The sequence below is a fragment of the Anaerosinus sp. genome (genome assembly GCF_965318445.1).
The window spans coordinates 54,569-73,586 of record NZ_CBDNNH010000025.1 but is presented as its reverse complement, the minus strand read 5'-3'; the positions used below and the strand labels follow the sequence as shown (position 1 = coordinate 73,586).

Genomic DNA, 19,018 nt, shown 5'->3' with positions numbered 1-19,018 from the left:
AACATTTAATTAATACTTCTAATATGTTGTTTACCAATCCAGTAAAATACTATATACTTGAACTTGTAATTGGGAAATTTTAAAAAGATAGGACAGGTGTTTATTATGAAAACAATAGCTTTAATTGCTCACGATCGCAAAAAAGAAGAAATGCTTGAATTCGTCAATGCACATAAGGAAATGCTGTCTAATTATAAATTAATTGCAACAGCAACAACAGGACGATTAATAGGAGAAAAATGTGGTTTAGAAATAACTTCACTTATGTCTGGTCCCCTCGGCGGAGACCAACAAATCGGTGCATTAGTTGCAACTGAGCAAGTCGACTTAGTAATCTTCCTTCGCGACCCGCTCACAGCACAACCACACGAACCTGATATCAATGCCCTCCTTAGAATTTGCGATGTACATAGAATTCCACTTGCTACCAATGCAAATTCTGCACATATTCTTCTTCAATATTTCAACGAATAATTCATATTTTACATTCTACCTTAGTTTGTACATTTTTTCCACAGAAAATGTAACTTTGTTTTTATAAATACAAAAAGGAACTGTTCTTAGTGTAAAAAACTAGGCTACGGTTTCTTTTTTATTTGAATTTAAATTTTATGTTAACTAAATTCAATATTCTACTTGAATTATTAATATGAGATTAACGTTTAGAGTTGATAGCTCATATCCACCAACAAAAGTATCATTTATATCTTTTGATTCCCCCACTCTAACAAGAATGGGGGCAACCACGAAAACTTTTGGTGCTATTGGAATTACGAATCAACGTGATACTATTATCTTCTGGAACAAAACCACGGGAATTTCTTTCGGCAATGCAATCGATTGGCAAGATCGCCGTAACTTAAATATCATAGAACGTTTTTCGAAAAATTTGGTATCGAAATTGCCAATTCCGTTGAAAATACCTGCTTAGGTACAGCTTATTTAGCCAGTCTAGCAATTGGCTATGGGATTCATTAGAACAGCTTTCAAGCCAATGGCAATTAGACCGTTGTTTTGAACCAAAAATATCATCAGATCATCGCCAAACATTATGTAATCAATGGGAAAAAGCAATTCGTCTCTTTTCAAAGGGCTAAAATAAATAGAGGTGACTAAGTCACCTCTATTTATTTTTTCTAAAGCCATATCCTTCGGAAATTTTCCTACCAAGAGCCAACACCTTTTCACAAATTACCGCTCTGCTCTTTTGCGGTGTATCATCTATGCCGCTTTTCCCTGGATAGAGCTGATATTTTTTTCTATATGATAAAGAGGTAACATTTGGCATGATGACATTTGCACCACCTTGCAATGCGCGGAATCTTGCTGTCTTATCCAATGTTTCCATTGCTGTCGTTGCTGGAATATTAATGTCTGGCATTAACAAACGAATGAGTGCAATCACTTTTAGACTCAATTCCAAATTGCCACTTTCACAATCAGCCAGCGGCGTTGCAGGATTTGGTATGAACGGCCCTAGTCCAACCATATCTAAAGGAAATTCTTTAAAAAACAAAATATCCTCTGCGATGGATTCTAGCGTTTGTCCTGGCAATCCAATTAAACAACCTGAACCAACTTCATACCCAAGCCTTTGCAAATCTTCCAAACAACGCACACGATTTTCAAAGCGCATTCCTGGATTCAATTTATGATATAACGATTGATCTGTCGTCTCAATGCGAAGTAAATAACGATCAGCACCAGCCTCTTTATAAGCTTTATATTCTTCATAAGTTTTCTCGCCAATGCTAAGGGTTATCGCTACATCCATTGCTTTTATCTGCTTTAATATCGCTGTCATTTTATCTACTGAAAAGCTGTCATCTTCACCAGATTGCATTACAATCGTTCTATATCCTAACTCCTTTGCCAATTTTGCTTCCGCAACAATTTCTTCTGGAGATAATCGATACCGATCTACCTCTCTATTTGCACATCTTAATCCACAGTAACAGCAATTCTGCTTACAGTGGTTAGAGAACTCAATCAGACCACGTAAATGCACTTCATCGCCAACGTACCTTTTCCGTACAGCATCTGCGGCATTTGCAAGTCCGCTATAATCACCTAAAAGAATCTCTACTATTTCCGCTTTATTTAACTGCTGGCTTTGCATCACTTTTTCGATTAAATTCATGTTTTCATCTCCATGACTGCATCATTGGCCAATTTAAATATAATTAGCCAATTCCATTATTATAGAAAAGTTTCGTTAAGTCAAATGGTGTTTCTTGATATACATAATAATTTAACCAGTTTCCAAACAATAGATTAGCTACGCTGCGCCATTTTACTAATGGCACTTGCGTCGGATCGTTATTCGGATAATAATTGCATGGAATATGCATATCCATTCCAGCTTTAATATCGCGATCATATTCCGCTTTTAGCGTCATTGGATCATATTCGGCATGACCTGTAATAAAAAACTGCCGTTTCTCCAGATTTGCCACTGCATAAATTCCTGCTTCTCCTTCTGCCTCAGAAAGGATTGTAAGTTCCGGAATTTTTTCAATGTCTTCTTTGCGAACTTCAGTATGCCTGGAATGAGGCACATAAAACTCATCATCAAAGCCTCTAAATAATGGCTCGTAATCTACATTTCTCTTATGTTTATATACGCCAAACACCTTGGGGCTTACCGGATACTTTTTAATTCCATAATGATAGTATAATCCCGCCTGTGAGCCCCAACAAATATGAAATGTCGAATATGCATGCGTTTTACTCCATTCCATAATCCCACAGACTTCTTCCCAATAGTCAACTTCCTCAAAGTCCATTTGTTCTACCGGAGCGCCGGTAATAATAAAACCATCATAATTTTTATGCTTTACATCAGCAAAAGTCCCATAGAATTGCGTCAAATGCTCTTGGGATGTATTTTGTGGTGTATAGCTTGCAGTATAAATAAAATCAACTTCTACTTGAAGCGGAGAATTTCCTAAAAGCCGTAATAATTGTGTTTCAGTTACAGATTTTATCGGCATTAAGTTTAAAATTAAAATTTTTAATGGACGAATATCCTGACTGTACGCTCTATCATCATACATCACAAAAATATTTTCCTTTTCTAAAATACTTGTCGCCGGTAAATTATTGGGAATCTTAATTGGCATAACTAAAACACTCCTTTATTCTCGTATAAAAAATCAAGTCCCTTTCTCAGAGAAAGGGACTTTTATTGCCACACAATCTCATCTTTCAGGAATTCTCCTGCTGGAATTAGCACCACTGCACCACGTGCCGGTTGCTGGGTTTCATCGGGCCAGTCCCTCAACCTCTCTTGATAAGAAATTTATTTAATTTTTGATGAATATATTACCACAATCTAAACCGCTCGTCAATGATATTATCTTGTAATTGATAAAGGTAAAACATAGCCAATAACAGCGATAAAATGCATCGCACTTCCAGCCAGAACAAACATATGCCAAATCGCATGATTATAAGGAACTCGTTTTGCCAGATAAAAGCCTGCACCTGCAGTGTAAGCAAGTCCACCAGCAACTAACCAATAAATCGTCTCAATCGGTACACTTTCCATTAATGGGCGAATAATGATTAAAGCAAACCACCCCATTAAAAGGTAACAAACCGTCGAGAAGATTTTAAAGCGTTTCACAAAGAAAGCTTTAAAAATAATTCCTGTCACAGCTAGTCCCCACATAAGTCCAAAAACAATCCAACCTAAAGTCCCATGAAGTGGAATTAATGCAAAGGGTGTATAATTTCCCGCAATTAGCACATAGATTGCAGAGTGATCAAGGAATTTAAAGAAAGCTTTCTTTTTCTCATTGGTAAAACTATGATACAAAGTAGATGCTAAATACAATAAAATTAAAGATACTCCATAAATCGTACCACTTACTAAGTGCCACAAACCACCATAGTTACCCGCAACAACAATCATTGCAATCAAAGCAGCTACAGATAATACAGCTCCAACACCATGCGTAATGGCATTAATTAGCTCCTCACATTTTGCTCTTAACATGCTACCTCCAAATAATTTATTTATGATATATATTATACCTCCCTTATAAAAAAATTGAAACAGTATTCGGCTTGAAATCCAAGCCGAATACTGTTTCTTTTTGAGCTAGCTCTCTATTCTTTAGCAGCCCCAGCCGCCGCCACAACAGCAGCATAACAATATTATAACGATAATAATAAACCAAACCCAATAGCAATTTCCACCGCCATTAAAGCCCATAATAAAACGCCTCCTTGAAAGATAATGCAGCTCTTAGCTACTGTATACTATGAACCCAGACGCTTTTTTGCTACTATTACAATCATTACCTTCATAAAATTAAAGGAAACTAAAAAACAATAGCGAAAAAATAGTTGTTAAGCTATATCTATTGGAGGTAATCACTCATGAATCAGTCGCATTATGAATGGCTAAAATCACAAGTTCCCATATTAATAGATAAAAAAATAATTTCATCAGATACAGCGCAAAATATCCTTAAACATTATGATATTGAACAAGAGGAAAATGACGATAAGTTCAATCGTATTGTAACTTTCATTGGCGTTATCTTTATCGGGCTTGGGTTGCTCCTTGTTTTAGCCTATAATTGGGATAACCTAACTCGGGCATCTAGACTTTCAATCGCAGTAGGACTGTTATTCATTTCTCAAATCGCAATGTTTCTCGGAATCGTTTACAATAAACTAACAAATACCTATAAGGAATCATTAGCCGCCTTCCAATCTTTAATGATTGGCGCTTCAATCTCTCTCGTTGGGCAAAATTATGAAATTGCACTACACCTGGATACAGTACTACTCATCTGGATGTTTTTAATTTTACCACTTGCATATCTAACCAGAACCGTTTCACCGGCTATTTTATATAGCATTCTCAACATGATTTGGCTCATTGATAATTTCAGTACACCCCAAGCGATCAGCGTTTGGTTATTTATCATACTGCTTATTCCAATTTATCGTCACTTTGATAAAAATATGATCATTTCCTCAACCCCTTTAGCTTGGTTAATCGTAATTAATTCATTAGCTGCATTTATTCTTACCTTTGAAAAATATTTCAACGATTTAATGATGCAATGTTTAACTTTGTTTTTCTGCTTTCTTTTTGTTATCGGTAGTCACCTCGAAGTAAAGACAGCCGTATCTCGCCGCCCATTAACAACCATTGGTGTTTTTGGGCTCATCACTTCCTGCTATTCACTTGTTTTTTCAATATGTTGGCAAAACGTTCCTCAAAATTTCACAAATCCAGTATGGTCTATTATTCTAATCCTCAGCATATTATCTTTAGGATTTAGTTATAAACTCTTCCAAGTCAGCAGCAATTTATTAACAAAACTTCTTTTAGCCTCACCTATTATAATTATCACTGCCTGTCTTCTCGCAGTATTTACAATGCAAGAAATTTATTCGGTTTCTTTAGCTAGTATTTATTTGTTGGCAATTGGACTTTTATTAATGGAAAAAGGATTTCGTCAAGCAAATTCTGCTCTATTAAATATGGGTATGCTTTTAGTTAGTTTTCTAGTAACAGCAAAATTCTTTGATTCTACAATTAGTTTCTGGAATCGAGGCATCGCATTTATTATCATTGGGTTCATATTTATTTTAATAAATTTCCAGATGATAAGACAAAAGAAAAATATTGAAGGTAAAACATCTTTTTCCTCAAAAACAAAATAATTCAATGGTAATTAACCATATAAATCCATGTTTTTATGTTTTTTACCACTAAATCCATTGCTTTTTGTGTTTTTCCCTAGTATAATAGTCCTACGAGTATAAACACAGAATGAAGAGGGTTTAATATAATTAAATAAACGGGCAAACTTTTCGAAAGATTAGGACGCAAAGCTACGGGTCTAATATACATGTTATTGTATGACGACGGCTGAGTTGCATTTATTTAGGAACATGTTTTAATGTTTCTCGCTAGCATTTGCAGGCATTATCTTTTGATAATGCCTTTTATTTTTTATTATTAAAACCAGTAAAAGAGGTTGGGCTATGGAAAATGTTGCGATATTTAAATATTTATCCACATTCATCTTAGTAGCTTTGATTTTTCTCCTATATAGGAAGAGCAAAGAAATAGAGAGATTAGAGTCCGCGAAAGATGAATTATCAAATATCCAAAAAGACATGGGGCTATACTGTCAAAGAATTAGTGATGATTTATCTTTAACTTTACAACCCTCGGATGGACTTCTGTCTTTGACTGTTTATACCCCCGAAGATATTCTTCTTAAATTCAACAACCAATTTGCTGAATTAATCCACACCAATGATAGACCTAAAGTCCTATCAGCATTTATTGAAGCAAAATCAACCAATCAAAATATCGAGATCAACTTTCGGTTGCGTCATAGAAAACTTAATATTATATGGATAAAAAGCATCATTTCTTACTCATTGCAAGAAAAATTTTTTTGTTGTTTGATGGAAGATATTACAAGCTACGTGGAATCAAATCAGCGTTTAAAACAAGCTGAAGCGGATATCGAAACTATCACAAATAATATTAGTGGTGGCGTTGCAACTTTTAAATTTGATGATGATTTAACAATCCTGTATGCAAATGATCGCTACTATAAAACGATTGGGTATTCCCAAGATGAAGTTTCGGCTATTTACAAGAATAAATCTATTTATTTTATTGCTCCAGATACCATTGAACAACAACGTTACGTCATTAAAGAACAAATTAAAGAGAATAAACAACTTACTTTTGAAATGAAAATCTGTAAAAAAGACGGCTCATATCTTTGGCTTAGAGCTACTGGGCATCTAAAATACAATGCTAACAATGAAGCAATTTTCCCTTGCGTATTAATGGATATTACAAACCTAAAAAAAGCGGAAAATCAATGGCAATTAGAAAATGAACGCTATCGCGTTGCAACAGAACTAACTAATGATACAGTCTTTGATTACAACATCATTACAGACACTCTAGTGCATACAAAACAAGATAATAATGCTTATCCCTGCACTCCAATTATTCCGAACTTTTCTGATAATATTTTCAATCTTCCGCTTATCCATCCAGATGATAAGTCAATTTTAAAAAGTTTTTGTTCCGATTTACAATCTGGAAAATCGACTCTGCTTGCCGAACTTAGGCTTTTAGGCGAAAATAATCATTACATCTGGTGTAATATTAAAGGAAAAACGATTTATTCTGATGACAATATCCCAATTCGAGTGATTGGGAAAATTATTAATATTGATTCACAAAAAAAACAATTAGAGTATTTACGGCAAAAATCACAAAGTGACTCTTTAACAAACTTGTATAATAAAGCTACAACTCAGGAATTAATTGACCGTTACATCGCCACACATTCACAGAAACAAAATCATGCATTAATGATTATTGACATTGATGATTTTAAAGCAATTAATGATACTTGCGGACATTTATTTGGTGATGAAGTTCTAATGCAAGTAACAACACAATTGAAATCCTTATTTGGTAAGGAAGATATTGTAGGTCGCATTGGTGGAGATGAGTTTGTTGTCTTTATGGGGAGTATCCAATCAATGAGAGATATTCAAGCTAAAGCATCTACCATTAGCCGCATCTTTAGAGATACTTGCTATAAAGAAATGCAGCCACTCTCAATCTCTTGCAGCATTGGCATTTCCCTTTATCCAAATGATGGAATGACCTATGTTGAACTTCTCAATAATGCGGATAAAGCACTTTATAGCACTAAGCACAGCGGGAAAAACAGTTTTTCCGTATTTGATTCACAGGACAATATTGATTATTTTCTTGCCAGAGATAAAATGAGCTTCTAGCTTTTCTCTCCCAGATCATTTAAAGCATAATAGGAGTTGCCTGCCTTGAAAAAATATTTATCCGACCCCCTAAATCTTCTATATACAATGATTATCGTTCTACTTCTCGTTTTCACTTTTAATGAGTATGTATATAATGGATTTATTGATATAAATTTTATCTATTGGTTTAAGTGATGTCCCATTATAGTTGACATTTTATGAGAACAGGAATAAAATATATATTGTAATTGCTGATATAGCTCAGTTGGTAGAGCAGCTCATTCGTAATGAGCAGGTCGTAGGTTCGAATCCTATTATCAGCTCCATAGGTAAATCAAGGCTTCCGAGTGTTTCGGAAGCCTTTTTGTTTTGCTAAATAAGCATGTTTTGTCCCTTATTTGTCCCTTATCGCTTAAAAATACTGCAAAATATGCACAATGAATGGCAATCATTAAACAAATTTTATTCTATTTTTTATCGGCAACATCACCTAATATTACATCCATTGTATCCGCTAATTTTCGATCAACCGATTGTAAAGCATGTCCATATATGTTTCCTGTCGTTCTAATATCAGCATGTCCCAACCGACTGCTGATATTTTTTAACGGTGCACCTTGAGCGATAAGTAAGGTCGCTGATGTATGCCTTAATCCATGAAACGGAATATGCGGTAGCTTATTTCGCTTTAAAAACTCCCTAAACCACTTAGATGGAGTTGTGGGATACATAGAAGTTCCGTTCCACGTTGTAAATATCCAATCACTATCATTCCATAGATTTCCTAATAACAATCGTTGTTCATTTTGCCACTTTTTATATCGCTTTAAAATTTCAATCGTTCGCTTTGGCAAAGTTAAACTTCTTGCTGATGAATCGTTTTTAGGACTTTTCGTTATAATACCTTTTCCTTTTATAACCTGATTTGTTCTACTTACAGTTAATGTATCTACACTAAAATCAATATCAGACCATTGCAAACCCATGATTTCACCCAACCGCATTCCCGTAGAAACCGCAATAATAATAATTGCTTGATACTTTATCGGTTCATTTTCCAAACAATTTAGCATCATTCGTGTCTCTTCTTCATTTAAAACAGCTGCTTGATGTTTTGCCACCTTCGGTGGTTTTACTCTTCCACAAGGACTGGAAGGTATTACCTGCCACTGTACAGCATCTTTTAACATTGATGATAGTACCCGAAAACAATATCGAATTGTTTCATCAGATATATTACCTTCTTTGCCATCTAATCGTTTTCCATGCTCTTTCATTTCATTGATAAAACGAATAATATGGCGTGGGTTCAACTTATTTAAATCCAAATGACCAAGTAAAGGAATAATTCTCTGTTCCAAATAATTTTTATACGTCTGTTGCGTTTTGGGCGCTAAATTTTTTTCGCAATAATCATGATACCACTGCCAAGCAAAATCTACTAATTTCAGCTTTTTTGTAGTAATGATTTCTCCTCTTTGAATTGCTGCTGCAAAAACAATATACTCTTTTTCCGCTTCCCGATCACTTGTTGCACGAATCGTTTTTGTATAAGACTTTTGTTTTCCCTGATTGTCATATCCACCTGCAACTGTAAGCAAATATGTATTATTGCTTCTTTTTTTAATTTTTGATGGCATATTATCCTCTCCTTTAAAATAATGGAGTACGTGGTTTCGTATCACGTACTCCATTTAAAATTATATAATTTTTGATTTACTTTCCGTTACTTCTTGCCGATTTGCTTGTTCTTCCTCTTCCATCCATTTTTCAACAGATTCTAATCGATAGAAAATTCGCCCAGCTGTTTTTATATGAGGAAGTCCCAATTGCAATCGCCATCCTCTGATAGTCCAATAGGATAATCCTAATTTTTGGGCCAATTTTTTTTCCGTAAGAATCATCACGATAAACCAACTCCTTTTCTTTTATAAAATTAATAGCTTGTACATCTTTGAAAATTATTTTTTGCATAATACATCCAGTTAGTATCAAAATTTTTTGGTAATAAATTCGCATAAAGTCCATTAATTTTTGTCATTTCATTTCTAAGATAATTTTCCGCATCTTGAACATTATCAAATAACTGCTCCGTCCAATTCACCCCATACTTTTTACTCTGACTTAATTTTTCTACATCTACAAAAATCCCACATGAACCTTCATTGAATACTGCGTAATACCCTGTTGCTACTGGTTGTAATACAGCATTTATTGGTTCTTGGTTTATACAATTTTGTTGTTGATTTAACAGTCTCTCTTGTAAACCCATTTGATAAGCCGCTATCATACCTTCGGTTTGAGCACGTAAAATTTCAGCAATATTAATTACATATACTGCATTGCCTTGTTGTACATAGCCACCAAAATTATTGTTATAATAACCGTTCATATTTACATTACCCCTTTCCCTCTTAGGTACCATTCATACATATTTTTATTACACTCATTAGTTAATGTAATTAAATCAAGATTACCATTAATCGCCTGTTCAGCTTTTCCCATTTGATTATAATTGCATGTTGGCAAAATTATTGTTTGCTCAGGATAAAATCTATTTTCACAGTTGCTAACTATATCCAATTTATTCAACGGCTCATCACAATTAATAGCTTCTGTATTTTTACCTTCAACAAAATTTTTAGGAAGCGAAATATTTACATAATTTTTTAAGGCAGGTAATCCATAAGATGTGACAACTTCGTTAAAATGCTTTTTAAAAGCATTTAATTCTTGTATACTCTGATTAAACTTTTTACCAGTACGAATATCAACCATTCCCATAATAAAATGCGAATGAATTCTCCTTGGAATATTCGTATGTATAGAATAAATTATAGGATATCTATCACTATAAAAAGCTAATATTTCATCCGTAACTTGCATTGCTTTTTTAGGGTCTAAATTTGGTTTGCCAAATGAAAATATACCATGCTTATAAAGACGAGTTCCTTTTGGATTCCATCTATTATTTATGACTTCTATACCACGCCATGAATTATCCAAGCCTATATTAAAATTTTTTTGATACTCGGGAGAAGAACTTTCTTTCCGAGTAATATATTTTAATGATTTATTAAAACTCGCTTCATTAGTTTCTTTATAATTAATCATTCTAAAAATTGCTTGCCGTTTACCATATCCCATAACCTTAAAATCTCCTTCTCTAAAAGCCGTTTATTTTTTTCTAAATTACTATTTAGCACTAAATTTAAAATGAATTCTATTGCATAAATGATTTCTTTCGGAACATTATTTATTTTTTTTTGTCGATTATCAATTAATTCCGCCAAGGCGCTTCTAATACATGCACTTTTATCTCCATTGTAATAATCATCTATAATTGGTTGCAATTTAGCTAAAAACTCTTCCTCTAATTTAACAGAATTTTGTTTCATTCCCATAAATAAAACCTCCGTATTACATTTCGGTATCCTGAGTAGATGTATTACTAATCCTCTTAAGACCTTAAATTTATAAATCATAATCTAAATAATTATCGCGTCAAACGCGTCGTTCAGATTTATTTTCTAAACTCTCATTACAAAGACTTTGTTTTAATCCAATTCCTTTAAAACCATATAGAGATCCACTCCCATTGACCCTAAAGCGGTCTACTGTTATTGAAGGATAATTCTCCAAAAGCAATTGTTTTATCATCCTATCTGCAATTGTTTCTAAAATATTTTTACGACAATATATATGATAAAATTTCATAAAGTCACATTTATGGATTTTCAAATCATTCTCTATTTCACAACAATCCTCAATAAATAATTTTAATGAATCTTGATCAGCTTGATATTGCTCAATAAAAGCTTTCGATTCTTTTGGTTGCTTGAAAACCATCTGATTGTCTATAAGGCTGTTTAAAGATTTCAATGCTACAGAAAAAATGACATTTACTTCTTTTTTCATTTTTTCTAATAATCCAATATCCCGGTTATTTACATCTATTTTTTTATTAAATAATAAAACACATAGACGTTCACTAATTCCTTGATTATCATATTCACCTAATTTCGGCATTGAATTAGCACAAAACACCAATTTAGTCTTCACCGTAATTTCTTTAGGATCTTTTCCTTTTTGCTCAACCAAAATTGGTTCATTTGCCACCATCTTTTTTAAAATATCTAATGATTTAATATTTGCATTGCGAACTTCATGGGATAGGTTTACTATAGAATTAGTTAGTTTAAACAATTTAAATCTTTCACTAATTTCATGAATACCAATAATAGATCTATTGTCTTTTCCAACTGCATACTCAATTAAATTTAATATTAATGATTTGCCTGTATTAGGCAAACCTACGAAGAAGAACATTTTCTTTGCACCACTTAAAGGAGATATACAATACCCCATAATTTGTAATAACATCTTTTCTTTTAGGACATCATTTTCCACATTAAGCGATGATTGTAGAAACCGATAAAAATTTGGTGCATCTTCTTGAATTTTTATTTTATTTTCAATATACTCAAAATTGAGCTGATATCGAAAATAATACTCTTTTTTATATTCATTTAACTTTTTATCCATTAAAGAATACACTCCATTAATCAGATTAATAAGTTGATTATTTTCTTTAAAATCAACTTGAAGTACAGGATGTTCTATCAAATCCTTAACTATACTTTCTGTCATTCTTGATGATAATTGCGATTGATATTGAGCTGATGGCAATAACGATTTTATTTTTGTATTAGCGTATTCTGTTATATCTTGCCAATAATGTTTATTGTCTGCATGAAAATAAAGTTTTTCACCATCAGATCTAAAGCAATCTAATTCTATTAACTCCTGAAGTATTTTGTTTTTTATAAACTTTCCTTTATCATCAATACAATTTTCAATATGTATTACCAACATAAAACCTCCATTTAGCTTTGAATTTTCCGGAATGATTTTATTTTAGCAGCTTATTCTTACAGTACTATATAATTATTTGCGGCTACCCATAGGGTACTCACATATAAATCTAATTAGCAGGAGATGTAAAACATATGACACTAACTAAAGAATCTTTAATAAAACTACTTTCTTTTTGTGAATCTTGGAATAATAATTCTGTATATAAATCTTGCAGTGATAAAATTTGCCAAAATAATATAGCATATCTTGAAAAAACAACTAATAAGGATTTAATGTTTTTTATGAAGTGCTTTTATAACATGAAATTTTATAGTGCGGATATGGAAAAAAGTTATAATTCTCTATTAGGTGATAACTATAAACTATATACAAAATTTGACGAAATAATAATGAATTTACAAACATTTTTATATTGTGTTATAGCTAGGTTTGATGTAGATAAACTTGAAATATTAATGGATAATAATTACGAAAATCGGACCATCAACGCTAAATTGCAAAAAAATTTTTATTCATTTGCTAATTTAGAAAAAGAAAAAGAACGTATTTCTATTAAAGAAAATCAATTAATTCCTTTTATAAAAAGAGATACTTCATTAAGTACTAATATAGATACATTACAATTATTTCTTCCTATTCAATTTTTATATTGGTTTAACATACTTTTTTCTTTTAGGGAATTCAATACGGATCTTAGCGATTTGACAATACTCAATAATAGGAAAAAAATTAAAAAGTACATTGAAACAAAAAGAGCTGAAATAAAATTATTCCAAGAGAAACATGATTTTCATAAAGAGCGAATAGAGATTACCGACAAAATAAATTCTCTTTTTGATTTATATAAACAATTAGTCCTTTCCGATACCTCCATTACACTAATTGCAGAAGCAGAATTATTTAGCTACTATCAAGATAACTTTAAAAAGAAAGATAGATACTACTATTTTAAAGATTCAACGCATTTTAGTAAGTTTAGACACAATTTAAATCACTTTATGGAATTAAGAAATTTAAACAATCAATCATTAGAACGATTTTCAGGAGTAAGTCGTAAGAAAATACATGATTATCTAAAAAAAGATGATTATTTACAATCAGAACAGCCTATAAAAATATACCGAGATACCATAAATAAATTAGCTTCAGCATTAAATATTACATTTGATTTTTTAGTTTCAGACACATCCCACCCTATAGAATTTATAGGAAGTAATTCACATGTTATGATTGCACCTGTTACAAGAATTTCACCTTATAAAACTAATTTAGATTTATACAATGGTGGAAGAGACCTTTGTAAATCTACATTAAATTTAATAACTAAAAAAGAAAATTTTTTAACTGATGAAGACTTTAAAAAATTACAAAAGTATATTAATGAATTAGCAAATAATTTTGAATTGAAAAATCTAGATAATGAAAAATCCTAGCATTTTTAAAATTTCTATTTACCGTCACATTGAAACGTCGCTTTGTTTTGTGAAGTGAAAGGCGTTAGACTTTCACTTCACAAAACAAAGCGACGAAAAAATAGTATGGCTCCCGCCATACTATTTGCTTTTAGTATTTATTATAATGTTAGTTCTTTATTAATTAAAAATAATTTAAACAAGCCTTTATTCATGGATTTTAACTTTATCTAATCTTTATTTGTAAAAGCCCATTTTTTATTTAAGACCATCCATAACCAAATGCTTCAGCAAAACCATATCTAAAACCAGTAACAACAACTGCCATTGCACCAGTAAAATCATTAACTTTAAACCTTCTCCAATTTTTCCCGTCATTGCTAACAAATGCTTCAAAATCGTCATCACTGTTCCTAGCTTGATAGTACCAATATGTTTTTGTATCTGTAATATTCCCATCAGCCACTGTAACAACGTTTTGTGCAAAAGCATGCGCTACACTATCTTGTTGCTTTGCTACAACAGAACTTAAATCTAGGTAATAGGAAACGCCTTGATGTCCATATAAAAGCACATAGTTTGTATCACCATTAAGATACCTGTCATACGCATAAGTTACTGAACTATTAGTAGTAATACCTATACCCGATACCAAAGTTAATACCACCACAAAACACACAGCCATTTTTAATAAAGATTTCTTCATCTCAAACCACTCCTTCTATTTTTCTAAAATTTTGCAAAAATAATTGTAATTAAAAGTATCGGAACTCCTAATATAAGCAACTTACCAAGTGAACCGCACGTATTACCTTTCCATAGTAACTGAACTTCTTTACTCCAAGGGCCTGTAGCTTTTGAAGCCGTCGCTGTATAAATTAGCTTTGCACTAAATCCAACAACAATAATTAATAAAATAAGTTTCATTATAAATACCTCCAAAATAAATTTAGTTAACTTAATTATTCTGTCTTATCTTCTATTGGTTTTTCGGCCACTATTTGATCTTGGGAGTCTTTACTTCCCCAATAGCCAATACCTAAAAGAACTATAATGCCTCCTATAATATAAATATAATACTCTGTAACGAAATTAATCGCCCATGAAACCACCCCAAAGAACATTGATGCAACGAGATAAAGCACAACCCCCGTACCAACAACACAACTCATCCACCAACTAAGAAATCCCATTCCACTAGGATTTATAATAATGCTATTTTTCATTAATACCCCAAATACCAAACTCCCTATAATAACAGCTACACCAATAAATAAAATACCTAAAAAGTCCATTGTTTTCTCCTAGCAGTTAAAGATCTTTCTGCCACTTGACCTATTTCTTATGAAATACTTTTCCTATAAAAACTTTTAAAATAAGTTTTTTTCTCTTACATCAAACTTCACCAATAAATCAATATCTATATCCAACCCTTCAGCAATTAACATAAGCAGTGTTAAGGAAACACTATTGTTATAGCACCCACATTCTATTTTCCCTAGAGAACTTTTACTAATATTAATTTTTTCCGATAATTCTTCTTGTGTTAAATTGCGCAATTTTCGATAGTATGCAATTTTTCTACCTATTTGTTTATATCTAAATTCAAAAATCTAGAACACCTCCTGCCAAAAGCCCCCTATAAAAAATTATCTCATAATTTTACTGCTACTAAATTCATAGATGATGAAGGAAAAGTCATAGATAATGAATCTTTATAAAATTTTAACACCCAGTCAAAAGCCGACTGGGCATTTATGCTAAGCAACATGCCTTTCCTTTCTACTTTTCTGGCACTTCATACACAAGGGAAAACCATATTTATTTAACGAGTATTTATATACCTTTTCCGTTAATTTTTCTTTACAATCATGGCATAAACAATCTTTCTCTGTACCATTTCTATATACCGTTTTATCCTTTGATGCAGCAGGTTTATCGGTGTAAGTAATACTAACATCTTCATTAATAATTAAAAATCCCATCATAAACGCCGACTTAATTCCTGCGATTTGTGCTTTTGTCACGGCTTTGTCACTACTATCTTGACTGCTACCAAGCCCCCAAAAATTAATTGTTTCTCCACTATCAGCATCTATTAGCATTACTTCAACTTTCACCATTACTAGATATTCAATGCTTTCCTCAACTGTCGTTATTTCTTTCATGCTAATTAATTCGGATTTAGCACTAGAATAAACATTGTATTTTACTAATAATTTATTCATTTTCCCCAGTACATCCCCATTGGGGCATTCAAAAGAATTACTGTAATTCTTACTTTTTTGTTTCTCACCCTCTGCAAGCTCGTCCATAATTTTAACTAACTTAGTCGCTATTTTTTGCATTACTATCCCCCACAATACAAAAGCCTGTAACTACTAAAGTTACAGGCGTTAATTTTTTATCCGCTTTTTACGCAATCTTACTTTTTTCTTTTACTTGAGAAGATAAATATTTTTGTCGGCAAAAATCTTCTTTTTCAATTAACGCTACTTCATCGTCATAGCTGGATTCTATTTCAATACTACCTACATACTCTGTATCTATTTTTGTAATATCCGTATGCCCTAACATAGCATAGATTTCATCAACTAATTCTTTAATTTGTCCATAATTTAAAGTGATGCTTACTTCCATATTTTTATTTGTATTATTTAAATTAATTGAGATAGCTTCTTTATGTTGTTTAAGCTCTGCTTTCACATCGTTATAGGTCATTACCATTGTAATATAACACATTTTTATCTTCTCCTTTATCTTGCTAATGCAATTACGTTGGAATTATTGTTTGGCGTTATATTTTTAATAGGATGATTCTTATTGGAACCACCAAGCAATTGTTTTATTGGTAACGATAATAATTCACCACCCAGTCTTTCTAACTCTGTAGCTCTGTTATAGTCTTCAATATCTTGGCTTGCTCTAGTTACAGCATTGATTAGTCCAAACCTTGAGTTGTCACCTGCCATAATAAAATGTCTTAAGATACTTCCCCGTTCATTTTGATTCATCATATATTTATCTGCTAACAGTTCTACGGTCTTAATTGGATCATTACCAGTAGTCTCATGCTTGGTTTGACGAAATTTATCTACAGATAGCATAAATTTTGCTTCGTCTACAGCACATCTTACGGTATCTTGAACTTTCATAAAGAAGGCTTTATCATCGGCTGCTAATGTTTCATCACTAAAAATTTCATAGGCACTTTCTTCGTTATCAATTTGCCGCCCAACATGGTATCTTTTTTGCGCATAATCTTTGACGATAAGGCCATTTTTACAAACTAAGCGATAAATTAATGGTTCTACTTTTAAACTACCTAGTCCAACCTCACTATTACTTATTACAAGTCCTGCTTGAACGATATCATTTACAGCGACTTCGGCTTTTAACTTTTTATTGATTACTTTGATATACATATGCGTATCGGTAATATCTGCGGAAATGATATCTGTACCTTTCATTTCTTTGATAATCGGTAAAACAGCTTCGGCTAATTCTAAATTGTCTAATCTTCTATAACGGTCAGATAGAAACGCTCTGATATTTCCATCAAGAGTCCGAATCATTCGACGTTCCCCATTTTTATTGAACCAACTGTTAACATTATCGTCTAATAAAGAAGGGTATTCGACTTGCATCTTTTGATAATATTTGAACGGAATTTGTAGACGACTAGCAATTTGCTGATGTGCCAAGTCATTTACGGTAAAGATTTGATTAGAATCACCTAAATCTACATCTAACTTGCTTTGACCGCGTTCATTCGTAGTAATCATAAGGCTGCGCGTATCGGCAATATAATCTTTTCTTGCCATACGTTGACGTTCTAATTCTTTGCATAATTCAATTAAACTTTTTCCTTGTTTCATTGTAAAAACCACCTTTTCATTCTATTTTGTGTATTAGTTGAATAACTTTGTTGATAAATAAGCATAAAAATAGCGAGTAAACTTATTTTTATTTGTTTACTCGCTTTCTAATAACCCTTGCTCTTTAAAACTACAATATGTACTTTTTCCAATAATAATATGGTCAATAACGTTAATATTGATAATATCTCCTGCTTTTGTAATTGCTTTTGTGACCTCTATATCTTCTTTGCTTGGCGTTGGGTCACCACTTGGATGGTTATGTACTAAAATGATATTACCTGCCATCATTTTAATTGCTGGTGAAAATACTTCTCTAGGAGAAACTAGACTAGCATTAATCGTACCCTTGGAAATAGTCTTTTTTGCAATAATTTTATTTTTGATATTAAGCATAAGGATACGAAATTCTTCCTGCTGTAAATCTTCCATATCACATGCATACTCTGCAACATCATGCGGAGTTTTAATCTGAATTATTAATTCTGATTTTTGCTTTTGGATACGGCATAGAATTTCTTTAATACAATTTATTTTATATAACTTACTTTTTCCGTATCCTTTTACCATTGATAAATCTATAGGCGATGTATTCATGAATGCCCCATATAAAGATTGGTATTCAGCTATAAGCTGATTAGCTGTAACTCCTGGTATGAAGTTGCTTAGAAGTTCTACATCTGATAGGTCTTGTGGATTTGATTTCATTTTGTTTACCTCCCGAAAATAAATTAGGCACTAGCTAATTTAGCTAGTGCCTGTATGTATGTTCCTATGTTCCTTTGCAAGGGCTCTTCATTATATATGAAGGTTTACAAGTTATTCATAATTATAATATATAATTGAAAAAATATAACTTTAACAAAACACTATTTTTCAAATCTTAATTACGATTTTCCCTTTTGTAAAAGCATTTTTACTTCACAATCAAAATCAGAAATGATTTCTTTTGTTTTATTAAAGTAATTATATTCTACTTTTGCTTTATTATCAGCAACTTTTCTAGATACTTTCCCTTTGTCTTTCAATATCTCATATTTGGATAGGCTACACCATTTT

Annotated in this window: 23 protein-coding genes, 1 tRNA gene and 2 riboswitches; of the genes, 6 read left to right on the top strand and 18 right to left on the bottom strand. The window is 32.2% G+C overall.

Annotated elements, in window-relative coordinates:
- Positions 1–105 precede the first annotated feature (105 nt).
- Together mgsA and ACWZFG_RS12275 are read left to right on the top strand one after the other, a co-directional pair.
- Complete coding sequence (gene mgsA, locus ACWZFG_RS12280; RefSeq protein WP_147669577.1) at positions 106–474, top strand: methylglyoxal synthase; 369 nt, start codon at positions 106–108, stop codon at positions 472–474.
- A 175-nt stretch (positions 475–649) separates the two neighbouring features.
- A complete protein-coding gene (locus ACWZFG_RS12275; protein WP_455577719.1) occupies positions 650–931 on the top strand; it encodes an FGGY family carbohydrate kinase in 282 nt (93 codons plus the stop codon).
- Between the two features lie 192 nt (positions 932–1,123).
- On the opposite strand, the gene hydE is transcribed toward ACWZFG_RS12275, so the two are convergent.
- From hydE to trhA, 3 genes are all read right to left on the bottom strand, one after another.
- Entirely contained in the window at positions 1,124–2,140 is a 1,017-nt protein-coding gene (hydE, locus tag ACWZFG_RS12270; RefSeq protein WP_455577718.1) for a [FeFe] hydrogenase H-cluster radical SAM maturase HydE, read from the bottom strand.
- Positions 2,141–2,183: 43 nt separating this feature from the next.
- Positions 2,184–3,122, bottom strand: coding sequence for a homoserine O-acetyltransferase MetA (gene metA, locus ACWZFG_RS12265; RefSeq protein WP_177505153.1), 939 nt, complete (start codon positions 3,120–3,122; stop codon positions 2,184–2,186).
- 75 nt (positions 3,123–3,197) lie between these two features.
- Positions 3,198–3,299: riboswitch (SAM riboswitch) on the bottom strand.
- Positions 3,300–3,355: 56 nt separating this feature from the next.
- Positions 3,356–4,000, bottom strand: coding sequence for a PAQR family membrane homeostasis protein TrhA (gene trhA, locus ACWZFG_RS12260; protein ID WP_177505154.1), 645 nt, complete (start codon positions 3,998–4,000; stop codon positions 3,356–3,358).
- Positions 4,001–4,386: 386 nt separating this feature from the next.
- Here trhA and ACWZFG_RS12255 point away from each other — a divergent pair, with 386 nt between their 5' ends.
- The 3 genes from ACWZFG_RS12255 to ACWZFG_RS12245 all read left to right on the top strand — a co-directional run bounded on the left by ACWZFG_RS12255 (position 4,387) and on the right by ACWZFG_RS12245 (position 8,117).
- Positions 4,387–5,688: a DUF2157 domain-containing protein gene (locus tag ACWZFG_RS12255; RefSeq protein ID WP_177505155.1), complete on the top strand. Its 1,302-nt coding sequence runs from the start codon at positions 4,387–4,389 to the stop codon at positions 5,686–5,688.
- 130 nt (positions 5,689–5,818) lie between these two features.
- Positions 5,819–5,909: riboswitch (cyclic di-GMP riboswitch) on the top strand.
- A gap of 103 nt (positions 5,910–6,012) precedes the next feature.
- Positions 6,013–7,809, top strand: coding sequence for a sensor domain-containing diguanylate cyclase (locus ACWZFG_RS12250; RefSeq protein WP_455577717.1), 1,797 nt, complete (start codon positions 6,013–6,015; stop codon positions 7,807–7,809).
- Positions 7,810–8,041: 232 nt separating this feature from the next.
- Positions 8,042–8,117, top strand: a tRNA-Thr gene (locus tag ACWZFG_RS12245).
- A 141-nt stretch (positions 8,118–8,258) separates the two neighbouring features.
- On the opposite strand, the gene ACWZFG_RS12240 is transcribed toward ACWZFG_RS12245, so the two are convergent.
- From ACWZFG_RS12240 to ACWZFG_RS12215, 6 genes are all read right to left on the bottom strand, one after another.
- Complete coding sequence (locus ACWZFG_RS12240) at positions 8,259–9,431, bottom strand: tyrosine-type recombinase/integrase (RefSeq protein ID WP_455577716.1); 1,173 nt, start codon at positions 9,429–9,431, stop codon at positions 8,259–8,261.
- A 60-nt stretch (positions 9,432–9,491) separates the two neighbouring features.
- Positions 9,492–9,695 (bottom strand): helix-turn-helix domain-containing protein, encoded by a 204-nt coding sequence (locus ACWZFG_RS12235; protein ID WP_455577777.1) that lies wholly within the window; start codon positions 9,693–9,695, stop codon positions 9,492–9,494.
- Between the two features lie 32 nt (positions 9,696–9,727).
- On the bottom strand, positions 9,728–10,183 hold the full coding sequence (locus tag ACWZFG_RS12230; RefSeq protein ID WP_455577715.1) for a hypothetical protein: 456 nt from the start codon (positions 10,181–10,183) through the stop codon (positions 9,728–9,730).
- 2 nt (positions 10,184–10,185) lie between these two features.
- The gene (locus ACWZFG_RS12225; RefSeq protein ID WP_455577714.1) at positions 10,186–10,938 is read right to left on the bottom strand and encodes a relaxase/mobilization nuclease domain-containing protein; all 753 of its coding nucleotides are present in this window, start codon (positions 10,936–10,938) and stop codon (positions 10,186–10,188) included.
- Positions 10,902–11,195 carry a hypothetical protein gene (locus tag ACWZFG_RS12220; protein ID WP_455577713.1) on the bottom strand — a complete coding sequence of 98 codons (294 nt, stop codon included), beginning with the start codon at positions 11,193–11,195 and terminating at the stop codon, positions 10,902–10,904. Before ACWZFG_RS12220 ends, ACWZFG_RS12225 begins: the two co-directional genes overlap by 37 nt.
- 100 nt (positions 11,196–11,295) lie before the next feature.
- Positions 11,296–12,666, bottom strand: coding sequence for a DNA primase family protein (locus ACWZFG_RS12215; protein ID WP_455577712.1), 1,371 nt, complete (start codon positions 12,664–12,666; stop codon positions 11,296–11,298).
- A gap of 134 nt (positions 12,667–12,800) precedes the next feature.
- Between ACWZFG_RS12215 and ACWZFG_RS12210 the strand changes: the two genes are divergently transcribed.
- Positions 12,801–14,102, top strand: coding sequence for a helix-turn-helix domain-containing protein (locus ACWZFG_RS12210; RefSeq protein WP_455577711.1), 1,302 nt, complete (start codon positions 12,801–12,803; stop codon positions 14,100–14,102).
- Between the two features lie 241 nt (positions 14,103–14,343).
- Here the strand turns inward: ACWZFG_RS12210 and ACWZFG_RS12205 are convergent, their stop codons facing one another.
- The 9 genes from ACWZFG_RS12205 to ACWZFG_RS12165 all read right to left on the bottom strand — a co-directional run bounded on the left by ACWZFG_RS12205 (position 14,344) and on the right by ACWZFG_RS12165 (position 18,987).
- On the bottom strand, positions 14,344–14,787 hold the full coding sequence (locus ACWZFG_RS12205) for a hypothetical protein (protein WP_455577710.1): 444 nt from the start codon (positions 14,785–14,787) through the stop codon (positions 14,344–14,346).
- Positions 14,788–14,810: 23 nt separating this feature from the next.
- Positions 14,811–15,008 (bottom strand): hypothetical protein, encoded by a 198-nt coding sequence (locus ACWZFG_RS12200; protein WP_455577709.1) that lies wholly within the window; start codon positions 15,006–15,008, stop codon positions 14,811–14,813.
- Between the two features lie 35 nt (positions 15,009–15,043).
- The gene (locus tag ACWZFG_RS12195; protein WP_455577708.1) at positions 15,044–15,376 is read right to left on the bottom strand and encodes a hypothetical protein; all 333 of its coding nucleotides are present in this window, start codon (positions 15,374–15,376) and stop codon (positions 15,044–15,046) included.
- 75 nt (positions 15,377–15,451) lie between these two features.
- Positions 15,452–15,658 carry a helix-turn-helix domain-containing protein gene (locus ACWZFG_RS12190; protein ID WP_455577776.1) on the bottom strand — a complete coding sequence of 69 codons (207 nt, stop codon included), beginning with the start codon at positions 15,656–15,658 and terminating at the stop codon, positions 15,452–15,454.
- A gap of 183 nt (positions 15,659–15,841) precedes the next feature.
- The gene (locus ACWZFG_RS12185; protein WP_455577707.1) at positions 15,842–16,429 is read right to left on the bottom strand and encodes a hypothetical protein; all 588 of its coding nucleotides are present in this window, start codon (positions 16,427–16,429) and stop codon (positions 15,842–15,844) included.
- 67 nt (positions 16,430–16,496) lie between these two features.
- Positions 16,497–16,823: a hypothetical protein gene (locus ACWZFG_RS12180; protein ID WP_455577706.1), complete on the bottom strand. Its 327-nt coding sequence runs from the start codon at positions 16,821–16,823 to the stop codon at positions 16,497–16,499.
- Between the two features lie 14 nt (positions 16,824–16,837).
- Positions 16,838–17,959 carry a DUF932 domain-containing protein gene (locus ACWZFG_RS12175; RefSeq protein ID WP_455577705.1) on the bottom strand — a complete coding sequence of 374 codons (1,122 nt, stop codon included), beginning with the start codon at positions 17,957–17,959 and terminating at the stop codon, positions 16,838–16,840.
- Positions 17,960–18,055: 96 nt separating this feature from the next.
- Positions 18,056–18,667: a RadC family protein gene (gene radC / locus ACWZFG_RS12170; protein ID WP_455577704.1), complete on the bottom strand. Its 612-nt coding sequence runs from the start codon at positions 18,665–18,667 to the stop codon at positions 18,056–18,058.
- A 179-nt stretch (positions 18,668–18,846) separates the two neighbouring features.
- Positions 18,847–18,987 (bottom strand): hypothetical protein, encoded by a 141-nt coding sequence (locus ACWZFG_RS12165; protein WP_455577703.1) that lies wholly within the window; start codon positions 18,985–18,987, stop codon positions 18,847–18,849.
- Positions 18,988–19,018 lie beyond the last annotated feature (31 nt).